Consider the following 19,239-nt stretch of genomic DNA (forward strand, 5'->3'; position numbering starts at 1 on the left):
GTCAATGGCGCTCTTATAATTCAAAAACATCAAACTCCTCTTCAGATGCAGGAGTATTGTTCACGGATAAAGCGTCGATATATGCTGCCAGTTCTGCGATACATTTGAACTGGAATAACATTCTTATAGGAATATTTACATGTAATGCACGCTGAATATGGATAACAGCTTTCATGATCAGTAAGGAATGACCACCCAACTCAAAAAAGTCATCATATATACCTACCTGTTTTATATTCAGTAAGTTTTGCCAGATGTCTGCCAGGATAACTTCCGTTGCTGTACGTGGAGCCTCATAACTGATACTCCGCTGTACTGTCTCGTCCGGTTCGGGCAGGGCCTTTTTGTTAATCTTTCCAATTGGCGTTAAGGGTAGGTAGTCCAGAGAGACCAGCGCAGCAGGTATCATATGTTCTGGTAAGCAGGCTCTCAGATAGCTCATAATGCGACTACGATCAAAGATACCTTCAGGCACTACATAGGCTATCAACCGGTTGCTACCCTGTTGATCAGGCCGGGCTATTACGACCGCCTGGCTCACTAATTCGTGCTGCTGCAATGTGCTTTCTATTTCACCCAATTCTATACGATATCCTCTTACTTTTACCTGGTCATCCATACGGCCCAGGTATTCAATACTACCATCCCGCAACCATCGTCCCATATCTCCCGTGCGGTATAAACGGTCGCCTGATCTTTTACTGAAAGGATCTGGTATGAATTTCTCTGCTGTCAGCTCTTCCCGGTTCAGATAGCCACGCGCTATTCCATCCCCGCCTATGTAGATTTCTCCTGGTACACCAAGTGGTACAGGTTGCAGAAATGAATCAGTAATATATATCTGGGTATTTGAAAACGGGATGCCTATCGGTACGGTATGATACTGATGATCCAGATCCACACGATGTATACACTTACCGATAGTTGCCTCCGTGGGGCCGTAATGGTTGAATACGAGGCCACGATATCCCGCGGCAGATAGTTGTTCCAACACACTTAATGAGAAAGATTCGCCACCAAATACGATCACTTTCCGGGGTAAGGGGAGAACACCTTCTTCCGCATAAGACAGCCACAGAGATGGAACTATCTTCATACAATCAATGGTATTATCTTGCATGTATTGCACCAGTCTATCTTTGTGGAGTAACAGTTCTTCAGACAGGATATGTAAAGTCCGGCCCATGATCAGGGAGGAGAATAGTATGGAATGGCCTGCGTCTGCACTTAATGAAGCAAACAGCGCAAAAGAGTTACAGGTATGCAACGATGCACTTTCTATCATCCCGTATACGTGGTCTGTCAATGCGAGATGTTCTATCATTACCCCCTTCGGATAACCGGTGGAACCTGAGGTATAAATAATGTATACAAGATCCTTCACTCCAGCATGGCGATCTGCGACAACTGCCGGAGCAGCCTCAATGACAGGCCAGTCCTCCTTCAGGCTGATGAAGCTAATATGTGATTCCAGGGATGTTAACTTCTCTCTGACCTGGGGATTGACAATACATATCTTAGCATGGGTGTCTTCCAACATATAACGTAGCCGTTCACCAGGATAAGCTGACTCTAGTGGCACGTAGGCGCCGCCGGCCTTCAGTATGCCCATTATCCCAATGATCATCTCTAAACTGCGGTCTACACAGATAGGCACCAGACTATCTTCCCGGATGCCCTGATGACGCAGGTAATACCCTAACTGGTTACTCCGTTCATCCAGCTCACGGTAACTCAGCGTCGTGCCTTCATATACTAACGCCGTCGCATCTGGCGTTCGCAATACCTGTTCCCGGAAAAGATCCAGGATCGTCTTGTCTTTAGGATAATTTACCTCTCCGCTATTAAAATGTTGCAATGTGGACATTTCCCCAGCCAACAACATCGGCAAGCACCCGATCTCTTTATCAATATCTGCCAGAGCACTACGTAGCAACTGTTCATAATGGCCTACCATCCGAACGATCGTTTCCTGCTCATACAATTCTGTACTGTACTCCACCTGTAGATGCAAACCTGTCGGACGCTCTTCCAACATAAACGTCAGGTCAAATTTGGAGGTCCGGTGCGTATACCCAGCCCAGCTGATTTCAACGTCGCCAAGGACTTCGCCTCCTATCGACGACTGACCCATGTTCTGTAATACAAATAATACCTGGAACAATGGACGACGGCTCATATCACGCTCTTTTACCACCGATTCTACTACTTTCTCGAAGGGTACCGATTGATGTTCATATGCTTCCAGGGTACGTCCTCTTACCTGCTCCAGTAAACGCCTGAATGTAGGATTCCCACTCAGGTCACTACGTAATACCAGTGTATTCACAAAAAAACCTACCAGTCCTTCCAGCTCATGATAAGGACGATTGGCGATAGGGCTGCCGACACTGATATCAGACTGACCACTGTAGCGATGTAACAATACCTGGAAACCAGCCAGCAGCGTCATAAACATAGTAGCCCCATTCGACTGTGACAGCTGTTGTAGTCCTTGTTGTAATGTTATATCCAGCGTATGAACGTAAGAGGCACCTGCTACACTCAGCGTAGCAGGTCGGACATGATCCGTCGGAAGATCCAATGGCGTTATATCCCGCAACTGTTGTTGCCAGTATGACAAGGAGCTTTCAGACACTACCGCTGCTGCGTGTGTACGCTGCCATAGTGAATAATCTGCATATTGCAAGGGCAACGCTGGCAGAGACTGCTGCTGTCCATAATGACCATATAGTATAACTAATTCTCGAACGATAATCTGCATGGACCAGCCATCAGATGCAATATGATGCAGTGTCAGTACCAGTATATGATCTGTTGGCGACAGTTCCAGTAATGATCCGCGCAACATATAATCTGTACTCAGATCGAATACTTTTGCAGTCAATGCATCGATATACGCAGACAAAGAAGTCTCTTCCTGCAATATCGGATCCTTTATCACTTCTAGCTGCCAGTCTTCACCTGACTGTATATGTTGATAGGCCGATCCCTCCTCTTCATGTATGACGGTGCGCAGTACTTCATGACGCTGGATGATCTGTTGCAGCGAAGATTCCAGTGCCGCCAGGTTCACACGGCCTCTCAAACGAAGTACAATAGGAATATGATAGGCCTGGCTGCCTTCCAGCCGATCGATGAACCAAAGGCGTTCCTGGCTGAATGATAAAGGTATATAAGTAGGTCTTTCCCGGGTCTCTAAGTACAATGGCAAAGTGCTTTTATCCATTGTCTCCAGGTATTTAGCCAGTTGTGTGAGGACAGGGTAGCTGAAGATATCCTTGATCATCAGCGGTATTTGATATTGGTGCCGAAGGATAGCAATAACCCTCATCGCTAACAGAGAGTCTCCCCCCAATACGAAGAAATCATCAAGGGTACCTACTTGAGCTACGCCCAGCAGCTGTTCCCATATTCTTGCCAACAGGCGTTCTGCGGCAGTTACCGGTGCTTCGAAATCTTTTCCTGGTTGTTCAGCCGCCTCCGGAGAAGGCAGCGCTTTACGATCAATCTTTCCATTGGCAGTTAGGGGGAAAGCATCCATTTCCACAAGGATGTTTGGTACCATATACGCAGGTAACGTGTTCCGCAGGTAAGCATTGATTTTTTCGCGGTCCGGGCTTCCTTGTGGTATAATATATCCTACCAGTTGTTTATGTCCACCAGTTACTGTCCTTACCGTTACGACAGCCTGCCTGACGTAGCCACTCTGGCATAGCACCTGTTCTATCTCTCCTGGCTCAATACGGTAGCCTCGTACCTTTAACTGATCATCCAGTCGGCCCAGGTATTCTACTGTACCATCTGCCAACCAACGTCCGAGATCTCCAGTACGATACAGGCGGGCATCAGTAAGATGAGGAGCCTGTATAAATTTTTCTGCTGTAAGATCAGGACGATGCAGATATCCTCTCGCCAGTTGGGTGCCGCCTATACATATTTCGCCCGCCACCCCGACAGGATATGAACGTGCGTATTTGTCCAGGATATATACCTGGGTATTATGCAAAGGCCTGCCGATCTTCACCGGCTCTTGCTGATGTAATCGTTGTATCGTAGCCCAGATCGTCGTTTCTGTAGGACCATATACATTCCATACAGCGGCAGCTGTACGGGTAAGCTGGGCTTTCAGTTCGGGGGCTATAGCTTCACCTCCCGCCAGGATGGTCATACCCGTAGTATTGGTCCAGCCGCTATCCGTTAGCATCTGCCAGGTTGCGGGGGTAGCCTGCATATGCGTAGGCACATGTATCGACAGCTGTTCCATCAGCAGGAAAGCATCCATTGCTTTATCCCGCCCTGTCAGGATCACTGTACCACCAGATATCAGCGGCAGGAATAATTCCAGGTAGGCAATATCAAAACTAAAGGTGGTAACAGCCAACCAGCGGCAGTATTCATCGATCTGCAAATGCTGCTGCATGGATAATAGAAAATTGAACAAGGAGTGGTGTTCGATCATCACTCCCTTAGGCTTTCCCGTAGAACCAGAAGTGTAGATCACATAAGCCAGGTCATGTGGATGTATATTATATAGAGCCATCTCACATGGTACCGTTGACTCACCGGCTGCTATTTCTTCCAATACGATGATATGCAATCCATCTATGGGTGGTAAATATGGGCGGCTCTGACTATCACTTAATACCACAGATGCTCCTGTATCGGTCAACATATATTCCAGACGGTCCTGCGGATAGGCAGGATCCAGTGGGACGTAAGCTCCTCCCGCTTTCAATATACCCAAGATGCCAGTCAGCATAGCAGCTTGGCGACCTGTGCAAATCGGTACCAACGTACCTGGCTGCATTCCCAACTGTTGCAGGTAAACCGCCACGCGGTCACTTTCTTCATGCAGTTCCCGATAGCTGAGTTGCTGATCTTCGTAAATCAATGCCGGAGCATCAGGATTCGCTATTACCTGCTTCACAAAAAGATTGAGTATGCTTTTATCAGCAGGATACGCCGCTACTGTCGCATTGAAGGATAACAATAGCTCCCGTTCCTGCGCAGTAATAATATGCTCCCTGTTTATCTCTTCCTCATAATGATCTAGGTAACATGAAATAACCGCTTCAGTATAATGCAAAAGATCTGTCAAAGATTTACCTGATGACAGTTTCTTACGTATTGAATAACTAACTGACAACTTATCCCCCGTGATATTGACCGTATGGTCCAGGTAGGTATTAGTAGATTCATAGTTCAATGCTCCATCACCGATGGTATCGAGCTGTTGACCTGCCGTTACTCCCATCTCCAGTTGATCGTACACATGGAAATTGATAAAGCTGAAAAGCGTATCAAAGAATGGATTCTTATCAGAGAATCTTTCATCCGTTATCCTGGTGATGTCCAGTAATGAGGTTGCCCCCTTATCTTTTAGCGTGATCAGTTTTTGCTGTACTTTTCTAAAATATGTTTTCCAGGTAAGGGGAGCATTTCCTTCCACACAGAACCTGAATGGAATCGTATTGAGAAAACAACCCAATAGTTTTTCCCCATCTTCCATAGCTGGCCGGTTGTTGGTTACCAGTCCTACGGTCAATTCTTCTTCATGCGTCAACATACTTAATACATACAGGTAGGCCCCGAAAAACAATCCATTCAGGGAAAGATTATCCTCTTTAGTCCGTTGTTGTATTTGTTTAAGATAAGCTGCCGGATAAGTCTTTTCCAGTTGCTGCTGCTCCGCGTCTCCTGAGAAGATATCCAAGCGCTTATAGCCTGCCATCTCTTGTTTCCAGAACTCCTTGTTCTTTCCGTTTTTCTTCTCCACTATACTTTCCACTACAAAGTCCTTATATGTACATTTCAGTGGCCTCAGTGCTGCCGGTGCCTGATTTTTCTGGAGGTCCCAGTAAAGATTATTCAACTCTGTACTGAAAGTTGCCATACTCCATCCATCCAGTATCGCATGATGGAATTGTAATAAAAGTACGGTCTGATTATGCTGTACATGGAAAATGGTGAACTTCCATAATGGAGGGTTGTGAACATCAAATGGTCGTTTACGTTCTTCTTCCAGGTATGTTTTAACATACTCACGTGCCTCTTCTTCTGTAATATGGGTAATATCAGCAGTATCTACCGCTATAGATACACTTTTATAAACGATCTGCATGCCAGTGTTATGCAGATCCAGCTTAAAGGCGGTTCGTAGTATTTCATGTTTTTGTGTCAACAACGATAAGGCCTGTTTGAAAATATGTACATCAACGCGTTCGGACAACTGGTATATGAACTGATCATGATATACCGCAAGCGCCGGGTTTACCAATGATGCATATACCATTCCGCTCTGGATATCACTCATCGGATAAATATCACCGATATTTTCCGGCGCCATCATTACCGGCAACATTTCTTCATATAAATCAGACAGCTCCTCTCTTACCAATAGTTGCTGCTGATTGGACAGGCCTATCTCCGTATGATCTATAAAATCAGCTAATTGCCGGATCGTTGGATGCTGATATACGTCAAATATCTTGATCTCCTTACCGGATGCCTTACGTAGTCTGCTGACAAGGCTGATTACCTTTATGGAATCTCCTCCTGATTCAAAGAAATTGTCTTCCAAACCAATAGGTCCCCATTCGAGCAGCTCCGACCAAACACCCGATAATAGTATTTCTGAGGTCGTTACAGGAGCAACATAATCATTATCCGTACATTCTACTGGAGATAAGGACAGTAATTGTTTGCGGTCTACTTTACCGTTCGGCGTCAGCGGAAGACTAGATAACTCTTGTATAACACCCGGCACCATGTATTCAGGTAACTTACTCCGTAGCCAGGATAGCAGCGCTTCCTTATCATAAGATGCGGCCGGCACCAGGTAACAGACCAGTTGGGAATGACCTTGAGCTAAAGCACGTGCCAGTACTACACACTGGCTAACCTGACCACTCTCGTACAACGCATGTTCGATCTCTCCCAGCTCTATACGGTAACCACGGATCTTAACCTGGTCGTCTATACGACCCAGGTATTCGATGGTCCCATCCGGCAGCCAGCGGCAAAGGTCTCCCGTCCGGTACAAGCGGCCACCTTCGACATAAGGATCAGGCAGGAACTTCTCTGCGCTCAGTGCCGCACGCTTCAGGTAACCACGCGCTACCTGTACACCGCCAATACACAACTCACCAGGTACACCTACCGGCAATAACCGTTGAGTGCTATCGGTGATATAGATATTCGTATTGGAAACCGCACGACCGATCGGTACGATGCTGCCATTCCAATCAGAAGGTACCTCCCAATAAGTAACATCTATCGCCGCCTCTGTTGGTCCGTATAAATTATGCAAACGGACATGTGGTAAACGTGTCTTAAACAAGGACACCTGTGATGCCTTCAAAGCCTCGCCGCTGCACAGGATATCACGTACGCCAGAACAATCACCCTCCTCCAGGTCCTGTAAAAACACCTCCAGCATGGACGGTACAAAATGTAATAAACTAATACCAGCACGACCGATCAGCGCCCGCAGATAGCCACTATCCTTATGCCGGTCTGCTGACGCAAACACCACTTTAGCACCATATAACAAAGGCCATAACAGTTCCCATACCGATACATCAAAACTGAAACTCGTCTTCTGTAACACCGCATCGGTACTGTCTAGCCGGTATGTATCCTGGGCCCAGCGCAAACGGTTCAGTAAACCTCCATGTTCATTCATCACACCTTTAGGATGACCTGTAGAACCGGACGTATAGATCACATATGCCAGATCCTTTGGGGCAACCATATGGTCCACAGCATCAGCGGAAATACCCTCTAACCAGGCTGCTTCGTCCAGTAGTAGCAGGCGGCACTCAGCAGGTAATGACTGGCTAACGCCACGGCTGCTTAATACCAACGAGGCACCGGTGTCTTCCAGCATATACCGTAAACGTTCCTGCGGATAGGCGGGGTCCAGTGGTACATAAGCACCACCAGCCTTCAGTATCCCAAGGATACCTATCAGCATCTCCGGGCTACGTGTTATACAGAGAGGCACCAATACGTCCCGGTCAACTCCCTGCTGACGCAGGTAATGAGCCAGTTGGTTGCTGCGCGCATCCAGCTCCCGGTAGCTCAGCATCTGCTCTTCATACACGACAGCAGGGGCATCTGGCATAAGCAAGACCTGTGCACTGAATAAGTCCAGCACGGTTCCCTGTTCATAGCGTACTTTGGTACCCTGTAAAGTATCCAACCGGACACGCTCCTCTGTTGTAAGGAGGATAATATCGTCCAGCTGTTTTACATCCTGGGATATGATCTGCTTTAATACATGTGCAAAATGAGCAGAGATCATTGTCACATAATCCCTTGCCAGCAAGCTACTATTATAATGAAAGCGAATGATGGTACATGTAGCAGTAGCTATAATATTAATGCTAAGCGGATAGTTGGTTTGCTCATGTACCTCTACTGCTTCTACCTGTAAACGCCAGGAACGGGAGGCAGCTACCTCCGATAAGGGGTAGTTCTCAAAAACTAGGATACTGTCAAAAAGATCGCCACTTAATCCGGCCCATCCCTGGATCTCATTCAAGCCACTGTATTGATATACGCGACTATTCAACTGGTCTGATTGTAAACCCTGCAACCACTTCTCTATATCTGCTATCCCGGTATATTGACTACGCAGGGGCAGCGAATTGATATACAGACCTACACGCTGTTCTATCCCAGCCAGATGCTCCGGACGGCCAGACACCGTTACTCCATAAACTACATCTGATTTGCCCGTGTAACTATGTAACAGGTAAGCCCAAACACCCTGCATCAAAGTATTGACCGTAATATGGTGACGACGGCTATAACTGGTTAAAGCTGTTGTCAAAGTAGCATCCAACTCCAACTCCTCCTGAACATAATGCCCCTCTCCTTTCGTTCGCGAGGCGCCCTCCCGGACAAAAGGTAATAAACGGCCATCTTCCAGACCTGACAGATAACTTTTCCAATAAGCAGCTGCCAGTGATACATCCTGGCCCTCCAGGAAACGGATATAATCTTCGTAACGATCTTCTTCCTGCCCTGACAGCAATCCTCCAGAGGATAAAGTTTCGTATGTCGTCAAAAATTCTTCCAGTAATATCTGCATGGACCAACCATCAAACAAAATATGATGTGAGGTCCAGATCATCCGGTAACGATGAGCATCAAGACGTAACAGGCTAATACGCATCAACGGAGCAGATCCAAAGTCAAAACCTTGCTCACGGTCTGACAATGTATAGGCAGATACCGCCGACATATCCTGAGACTGGTAGTCATAGCATAACAACGGTAAATGCACCTGCTCATACACACACTGGACGGGTATATTGAATACATCGTAGTAAAAACCACTACGCAATATACTATGGCGGTCCAATATGGCTTTCCAACTGTCGGCAAATACCATTTCGTCTACGTCTATCAGGTCACAGCACAATTGCTCTATATAGGCATGGGCATTCCCATTATACAGGCTATGGAACAACATCCCCTGTTGCAAGCCACTCAGGCGATAAAGACCGGAAATATTATCCCTACGCCGTACCCCATTGCTTACCTCATCCAGGAAAATATCCAGCTCTTCATGGCTGATCTCTTTCTCCAGTCCATAGTCGGAAGGGGTATATGCCGTGCCTTGCTGTCCTTGTATGAGACAGTGGCTGATCAACGTGTTCAGACCTGACAGGTAAAGTGCCGATAAGGATAATATACTTTCACGACGGTAGTGAAGACCACTGTATCGGATGTCGATATGCAGCCTACCTCCCTGTACCTTACAATTGATCTGTATCTTCTCGCTATAACGGTGCGTACTGCTCACGCTATCTCCTACCGATTCTGACGCTACTCCCAGTAAACCATCTCCAGACACCGCGTTGTCCAACTGACCTAGGTAGTTGAATAAGATATCCCAGGGTAAAGTGCCTGATAATCGTCCATCACCACATTGGTAACGTAATACACCATAACCTAAACCCTTGCCTGGGACCTTTCTTAACTGCTCCTTCACCCCCTTGATCAGGGCAGCCGCACCCGCATCCTTACCTAGCCAAAGGTGTACTGGGTACAGGCTCGTAAACCATCCTACCGTACGGCTCAGGTCCATACCTCCACCCTGTAACTCTCGTCCATGACCTTCCAGACCGATCTGTAAAACCTCTTCCCCCGTCCAATCTCGTAGTGCCAGACCAAGACCCGCCAGCAGCAGGTCGTTGATCTCCGTATGATAGGCCTTACCTGCTTCCTGTAGTAACTGACGTGTCTCCACAGCTCCCAGCAAGACGGATACCTCTTCCATATCTCCATGGCACACAGCTCCTGCGGAGGCTAGATCCACCTCCAGCGGACGGTAACCCGCATGAAGACCCGACCAGTATCCCGCTGTCGCCGATAGCTCTGATGAAGAGCCATAAGCTCTCAGGCGGCTTTGCCACTCCCGGTAAGAGCTCGTCTTACCACCCAGCACCCCAGACCGGATCACTTCAAATGACAATAACTGGGACAGGTCTTCCAACAGGATACGCCACGATACCCCATCTATTCCCAGGTGATGAAATACAAGCAGCAAGCGGTTATCTCCCACTGAGAACGGTGTCTCCATCAATACCACCCGTAACAACTCCCCTTTCCGGATATCAAGACTACGCTGGTAACGGTTACACAAATCCGTGATATGATCTCCCAACCCGGATGGCGATATCGAACGCAGGTCTTCTATTGCTAATGTTGCTTCGTGATCTCCATAATACTGTAACCAACCCGTTTCCGTCTCCTCGTAACGGAACCGTAACGCGTCGTGATGACGCACTAGTTCCTGGATAGCTGCCGTTAATCGGGTACTGCTTACCTGTTTGGATATAGTTAATAATATACTCTGATTAAAATGAGACACCGCTGAGCCGGCATGTTCAAAATACCACGACTGGATCGGCAGCAGCCCACTCGCTCCCTCCAGGTAACCCTGTTCGCCAGACGCTACGGATTGACCCTGACGACTAACCAGTAACTTTGATAAACTCCCGATCGTCTGGTGCTGGAAGATATCTCGCGGTTGAAGAGCATACCCTAAACGGCGTAAGCGGCTAACCACCTGGATCGTGATGATTGAATCACCTCCCAGCTCAAAAAAGTTATCTCCGGTCCCTACCTGGCTTACGCCAAGTAAGGCCGACCAGATACCAGACAATACCGTTTCCAGCTCCGTTGCAGGAGCGACATATGCATTTCCAGTACCTTCTACTAAGGACAAGGACAGTAATTGTTTGCGGTCTACTTTACCGTTCGGCGTCAGCGGAAGACTAGATAACTCTTGTATAACACCCGGCACCATGTATTCAGGTAACTTACTCCGTAGCCAGGATAGCAGCGCTTCCTTATCATAAGATGCGGCCGGCACCAGGTAACAGACCAGTTGGGAATGACCTTGAGCTAAAGCACGTGCCAGTACTACACACTGGCTAACCTGACCACTCTCGTACAACGCATGTTCGATCTCTCCCAGCTCTATACGGTAACCACGGATCTTAACCTGGTCGTCTATACGACCCAGGTATTCGATGGTCCCATCCGGCAGCCAGCGGCAAAGGTCTCCCGTCCGGTACAAGCGGCCACCTTCGGCATAAGGATCAGGCAGGAACTTCTCTGCGCTCAGTGCCGCACGCTTCAGGTAACCACGCGCTACCTGTACACCGCCAATACACAACTCACCAGGTACACCTACCGGCAATAACCGTTGAGTGCTATCGGTGATATAGATATTCGTATTGGAGATCGCACGACCGATCGGTACGATGCTGCCATTCCAATCAGAAGGTACCTCCCAATAAGTAACATCTATCGCCGCCTCTGTTGGTCCGTATAAATTATGCAAACGGACATGTGGTAAACGTGTCTTAAACAAGGACACCTGTGATGCCTTCAAAGCCTCGCCGCTGCACAGGATATCACGTACGCCAGAACAATCACCCTCCTCCAGGTCCTGTAAAAACACCTCCAGCATGGACGGTACAAAATGTAATAAACTAATACCAGCACGACCGATCAGCGCCCGCAGATAGCCACTATCCTTATGCCGGTCTGCTGACGCAAACACCACTTTAGCACCATATAACAAAGGCCATAACAGTTCCCATACCGATACATCAAAACTGAAACTCGTCTTCTGTAACACCGCATCGGTACTGTCTAGCCGGTATGTATCCTGGGCCCAGCGCAAACGGTTTAGTAAACCCCCATGTTCATTCATCACACCTTTAGGATGACCTGTAGAACCGGACGTATAGATCACATATGCCAGATCCTTTGGGGCAACCATATGGTCCACAGCATCAGCGGAAATACCCTCTAACCAGGCTGCTTCGTCCAGTAGTAGCAGGCGGCACTCAGCAGGTAATGACTGGCTAACGCCACGGCTGCTTAATACCAACGAGGCACCGGTGTCTTCCAGCATATACCGTAAACGTTCCTGCGGATAGGCGGGGTCCAGTGGTACATAAGCACCACCAGCCTTCAGTATCCCAAGGATACCTATCAGCATCTCCGGGCTACGTGTTATACAGAGGGGCACCAATACGTCCCGGTCAACTCCCTGCTGACGCAGGTAATGAGCCAGTTGGTTGCTGCGCGCATCCAGCTCCCGGTAACTCAGCATCTGCTCTTCATAAACGACAGCAGGGGCATCTGGCGTAAGCAAGACCTGTGCACTGAATAAGTCCAGCACGGTTCCCTGTTCATAGCGTACAGCCGGACCAGTATGTTGTTCTAATAACAAGCGAGCTTCATCCGGCTGCAATAATGAAAAAGTATTTATCCGTTCTTGTGGTGCAGTAATGATTTGGTATAAGATTCGTTCGTAGTGAGATACCATTCTTTCAATGGTATCCTTCCTATACAGATCCGTATTATATTCTACACTAAGTTGCAGGCCATAGCTGGTTTCTTCTGCAGAAAAGGTCAGGTCAAATTTGGAGGTCTGGTGTATGAACGGTTCTACACTCAAAGCTACCTCTCCGGCTACGGCAGCAGGGAGTGTTGCCGCTTCCGTGTTTTGCAATACAAATAACACCTGGAATAAAGGATTACGGCTCATATCCCGTTCCTTTACAACGGCCTCAATCACTTTTTCAAGGGGTACAGACTGGTGTTCATAAGCCAATAAGGTACGTTCCTTTACCTGGTTCAACAAGTTCCTGAATGTGGGATTACCACTCAGATCACCACGTAATACCAGTGTATTTACAAAAAAGCCGACCAGCCCTTTCAGCTCATGGTAAGGACGGTTGGCAATAGGGCTACCCACACTCACATCTTCTTCGCCACTGTAGCGATATAACAATACCTGGAAAGCTGCCAGGAGGGTCATGAATAAAGTCACTCCTTCAGCCTGCGATAATTGTTGCAAGCGTTTTTGCAAACCGGTATCGAGTAATATTTCATAAGATGCACCTTCGCCACTCGGTATGGCCGGGCGAGCATAGTCTGCCGGCAGGTCCAGCGGAGCAAGTCCCGACAAGTATTCTTTCCAATAGGACAGCGCATCTTCATAGGCCTGTCCGGCTAAATGTGTACGCTGCCAAATTGCATAGTCAGCATACTGTAACTGGAGCGCTGGTAAATCCGGCAGACCGTTTCCCGTATTAGCCGCATATAACGCGGCCAGTTCTTTGACAATAATCGGCATAGACCATCCATCCGCCGCTATATGATGCAACGTCAATACGAGTATGCACGCTGATGCAGATATAGGTAACAAATGTCCACGTAACATAAAGTCTGTGGAGAGGTCAAATGGCTGGCCGATCAATAACTGAATATGATCAGCAATAGCACCCTCATCCTGCAGGTCATTCATTTTAGTTACGGCCAAATGCCAATTATCGGCTGGTTGTATTTTTTGGTAGGCTTTTCCTGCTGTTTCATGAATTACGGTACGCAGTATTTCATGCCTATCCACTACACTTTTTATGGCCTTTTCCAGGGCGATTACATTAACATTGCCTTTTAGCCTTAATACAATTGGAATATGATAAGCTTTGCTGCCTTCGAGCTGGTCTATAACCCAGAGGCGTTCCTGGCTGAAGGACAATGGTATCTGTGCCGGCCGGGATTGAGGCGTAATAACTATAGTAGGATGACCAGTGGGTTGTTCAGCCAATTGCGTTGCCAGTTCTGCGATAGTAGGATACTCAAAGATATCGCTGATCGATACATCGACATCCAATTTCCTGTTGATCGCGGCTACCAACCTCATCGCCAGCAGTGATTGCCCCCCCAGTTCAAAAAAGTCATCGTGTATACCCACTCGATCCACTTCCAGCAAGGCAGCCCATGTTTCCGCCAGTAAGGTTTCCACTTCCGTACGTGGCGCAGCATAATCACCTTGTTGCTGTTGTTCCTGGCTTTCGGCGGCAGGCAATAATTTACGGTCAATTTTACCATTGGTTGTTAACGGCAGACTGCCCAGTGGTATCAAAAACGCCGGTACCATGTGGTCTGGGAGTTTACGCCGGAGATGATCCAGCAATCGCTCCCGGTCAAATACATCTGCCGGTACTATATAACCAGCCAGTTGCTGGTCTCCCTGTGCGCCACGTCTGGCTATCACGACCGCTTGTTTTACCAGTCCGCTTTGCTGTAACACATATTCTATCTCTCCCAATTCAATACGATAGCCACGTATTTTCACCTGGTCATCTATACGTCCAAGGTATTCTATTGTACCATCGGGTAACCAACGGCCCAGATCACCGGTACGGTACAAACGTGCATCCGACTCTTTGCTAAAACGGTCTGCGATAAAACGTTCCGCTGTCAGATCAGGCCGGTTCAGGTATCCTCTCCCCAGGCCTGCTCCGCCAATGTAAAGTTCTCCTGTTATACCGATAGGAACCAATTGTTGCCGGGTATCCAGTATATAAGCACTTAACGTAGGGATGGGTTTACCTATTACGCTGGTACCATTATGCAGATGTATTTCTCCTATTTCCTGATAAGTTACGTGTACTGTAGTCTCGGTAATACCGTACATATTGATCAAACGGCAACTGGGGTATGCCTGTTTCCATGGTGCTAATTTACCAGGATTTAGTGCTTCTCCCCCAAAGATGACATACCTGACCGATAGCTCATATTTTTTTGCCGTCATGTGATCCTGTAGCAGATAAAACGCAGACGGAGTTTGATTCAGGACGGTTACCCTCTGTTCTATCAATAACTTCCCGAAAGCGATATTATCTTTAGCCACCTGCCTGGGTACCACAACTAACCTTCCTCCATAAAACAGTGCACCGTACATTTCCCAAACGGAAAAATCAAAACAAAATGAATGAAACATGGTCCATACATCCTGCTCATGAAAATCGTATAGCGGCCGATCTGTTTCAAAGAGCCTTACCACGTTCCTATGTTCAATGAAAACACCCTTTGGCATGCCGGTGGATCCCGAAGTATAAATTACATAGGCCAGGTGATCTGGCTGCAGATTATTTGCAGGAAGAGTAGATGGTTCGGATAGAAATGGAGCATTCTTCTCGTCAAGTACGATTACATCCAAGCCATTGCTGAACGGCAATACTTGCCGGCTTCGACTGCAGCTCACTACTAATGTGGCAGCCGTATCGTCCAGCATATATCGCAATCGATCTACAGGATAATCCGGGTCCATTGGAACATACGCCCCGCCAGCTTTCAGGATACCTAATATCCCAATGATCATCTCTATACTCCTTTCTATGCAGATGGGCACCAGCACATCTGCGCCTACACCATTTTTTTTCAGGTAATGCCCCAGCTGGTTGCTGCGCAGATCCAGCTCTCTGTAACTGATATGGTTGCCTTCGCAGATGACAGCCGTTGCATCGGGTGTACGATCGGCTTGCTGGCGAAGAAGGTCTACAATGGTTTTATCCCTGGGATAATCTATATCGATTGCATTGAAAGACGCAATTACCTGATGCTGCTCCTGTGCCGGTAGTAATGTGATGCTATCGAGTGTACGGCTACCATCTTCCAGTATCTGTGTCAGCACCTGTTCGAAATGCCCTATGATATTCACCGCATATGTTTCTTCCAGTACAGAAGCATTATAGCTAAAAGAAAGTCTGGTACTACTACCGGTACTGATCCTGATCGTCAATGGATAATTGGACTGTTCGTGTATACTTACGGCTTCCACCGCTAACCCAGCAGGCATAGCTGCTACGACCTGGGAAACGGGATAGTTGTCAAATACGAGCAGGGTATCAAACAAATCACCGCTGAGGCCAGTCCACTCCTGGATACTGCTCAATGGTGTGTATTGGTATTCTCTTGCCATGAGCTGCTCCTGCTGGATCCCTTGCAACCAGGTGCTCACCTCCTGCCCTACCTCATATATGGTATGCAGTGGCAAAACATTAATATACATGCCTACCCTTTTTTCTACCTCCGGCAGGTCTTCCGGCCGGCCGGATACCGTCAGTCCGTATACTGCATTGGCATTACCGGTATAGCGGTGTAACAACAACGACCATACACCTTGTAATATGGTATTGACCGTGACCCGGTGCAGGCGCGCGAATGCTTGTATCTCAGCAGTCGTGTGGTTATCGAGTAACAATACCTTCTCCTGGTAGATACCCACTCCTTTGGTCCGGTCTGCAGACGTTGCGACAAATGGAAGCAAGCTGGCTGTTGTCAGGCCAGTCATATAATTACGCCAGTAAGACTCTTCTTTTGTTTTGTCCTGCAGACCGATATAACGTATATAATCCTCAAACCGATCTTCCGTCCACTCGGCTATGCTTTCCCCGGAAATGATAGCATGGTAAGTCTGCAGGAATTCTTCGATCAATATTTGCATGGACCAACCATCAAACAGAATATGATGGGCGGTTAGCAGCATTCTGTAGCGAGCCTCTTCCGTTCTCAACAACGTAATGCGCATCAGCGGGGATTGTTTAAGATCAAATCCCTGCTCCCGATCGTTTATCTCATAAGCACTAACTGTATTTGTCAAGACATCCCCGCTAAGATGACGCAGGTCTTTCAGCTGGATATCGAGTGGTATATGTTTGTATACACATTGCACAGGTACCTGAAACGCATCATAATAAAATCCGCTTCGCAGTACGCTATGTTTTTCCAGCAGATGTTGCCAGCTCTGTTTAAATATATCCGGCTGCAGAAATAGGAGATCACAGCAAAATTGCTGAATGAAAGCTTTTACTGCACCATCATATAGGCTGTGAAACAACATTCCCTGCTGAAGGCCACTCAGCTTATAGATCGCCGTTATATTCTCAGACCGTTTACGAGCTGAGATATATTCGATCAATGACGACTTGTTTTCTTTGATATAATTAATGATCTCATGATTCTGTCTGATCAACTGAATGTCTTCTTCACTCAACTTCTGTTTATCTCCTTTCAATACGAGTTTTCCGTTCTCTACAGCTAACGCAAAGTGTGACCTCTTGAGGTTTTCGATAAATGCAGCGATTTCCATTTGCTCCTGTTTATTTTGCAACGTCTGATACCTGGTCTGCCAGTATTTCTCCAAATTGATTACGGGTTACTTTTGTGTATAAAATATTATTGCACCATACGTAGTTGACCTGTCCCCATAATGTTGCACTTGCCACATCCGGGAAAAAGCCGGACCCATTCAGGTTGGCGCTTGTATTACAGAGTAATGGCAACCCGCTTACTGCCTTAAAAGCCTGCAATAATTCATATATGAGAGAATTATTCTGTGCATTCACGGTCTGTAATCTTGCGGTACCATCCAGGTGACAAATAGCCGGTACACGTTCTTTCCAGGTTGTTCTCACTTGATGATCGAATAACATATAGGGATCTTCGCAACCGGGATCAAAGATAGCAGAGGCTTCTTCTTCAAGACAAATGGGAGCCACCGGACGGAAAGGTTCTCTTTTCTTGACCCTGTTCAGTACATCTTTCATACGGGGGTGTACCGGCGATGCGATGATACTACGGTTGCCCAATGCTCTAGGTCCTAGTTCTGCTGCGCCATTCAGGAGTACAACCGGTTCACCGGATTCATATAAATTATGAGCTAACTGCTTCACAGAACAAGGTGACTGCACCCAACCTTCTACGGGTTCATTTGACCGAACTACCGGTCCGCTATACACATTCCAGGCCACCGCGTTTTGCGTTGTTCTAATCAGAAATTCGGAACAGGCGGCACCTATTGCACTACCAGAATCATTGGGGAAAGGTGGGACGTACACTTCGTTAAACATACCGCTGTTACGGATTGCGCTGTTCCATTTAATATTCAGGGCACAGCCACCCGAAAAACAGAGATTCTTTTCAGGATAAGGATATTTCTCTATTTTCTTTCTCAGATGCTCGAGTAATAGTCTTTCCAGGTAAACATGCAAGGTAGCCAGTACATCTTCATCCGGATATATCTCCGGGGAAATGATGTTACGGATCTTGCTGGAAAATATATGGGAGAATTCATTAGAGATCTCTATAGTCTCTTTACGGACTTTTTCAAAAACGCTCAATAGCTCTTCTCTTACGGTACCCAATGCAATATAAGACATGATCTTTCCCGCAACGGAATACCCACCAAAAAAACCTTCTATTTCTTTTTTCTTACGGTCATCTTCCAGCTCTGCTACCGTTTTTTTGTAGGGTCCAAAGTACTGTGCAAACGTGCTGTAAATACCTCCCAGAAAGAGGAATAAATGGCCCAGGTTCCTTACCTCACGTGTACGCACGTCAAAATAGTATAACCTGGGATATTGCCCACCGTCCCAGGTGAGTATATAACTACTTTCATTACGCGCAGCAAATGGACTGGTACAATAAGCACTGGTTATATGCCCGGCTACATGCATGTAACTGGCATAGTCATATAGTTTACCTCTTATAGGTAAGGCCTGTTTGAATTCATAGCGTGTGAGTACATTTTCTTTCAGGTTGCTCTCGTTATAGGGCGCTACTTCGAGGGACAAGTCCTTCCCCTCATCTACTACAGGGAGCATCGGCACTCCTTTCCAGAAAAGTCCGGAACCATGCCACCCGTCAATCACAAACTGGTCGACCTGATCAATACTGTAATGATTATCTTCCAGTATCTCCTGAATAACAGATAAATCTTTTATTGCACTGTATCTGGGATTGTTGTTAATCTTTTCAATCTCTATGCTGAACTTCAATTCCCCGTTATCAATCAGGGCAACGCCGCCATCGTGCGTAAGCTTAAGACCACAAATAATCATTTGGTAAGGG

The 19,239-nt window shown here is 47.1% G+C and carries 2 protein-coding genes; both read right to left on the reverse strand.

The features are described 5' to 3' along the window. Nucleotides 1-13: 13 nt before the first annotated feature. The gene (locus KTO58_RS13965) at nucleotides 14-17,533 is read right to left on the reverse strand and encodes a non-ribosomal peptide synthase/polyketide synthase (RefSeq protein WP_225859745.1); all 17,520 of its coding nucleotides are present in this window, start codon (nucleotides 17,531-17,533) and stop codon (nucleotides 14-16) included. Further along, entirely contained in the window at nucleotides 17,490-19,229 is a 1,740-nt protein-coding gene (locus KTO58_RS13970; RefSeq protein ID WP_095838776.1) for a carbamoyltransferase N-terminal domain-containing protein, read from the reverse strand. Before KTO58_RS13970 ends, KTO58_RS13965 begins: the two co-directional genes overlap by 44 nt. Nucleotides 19,230-19,239: the final 10 nt, after the last annotated feature.

It is taken from the genome of Chitinophaga pendula, from assembly GCF_020386615.1.
Lineage (GTDB): Bacteria > Bacteroidota > Bacteroidia > Chitinophagales > Chitinophagaceae > Chitinophaga > Chitinophaga pendula.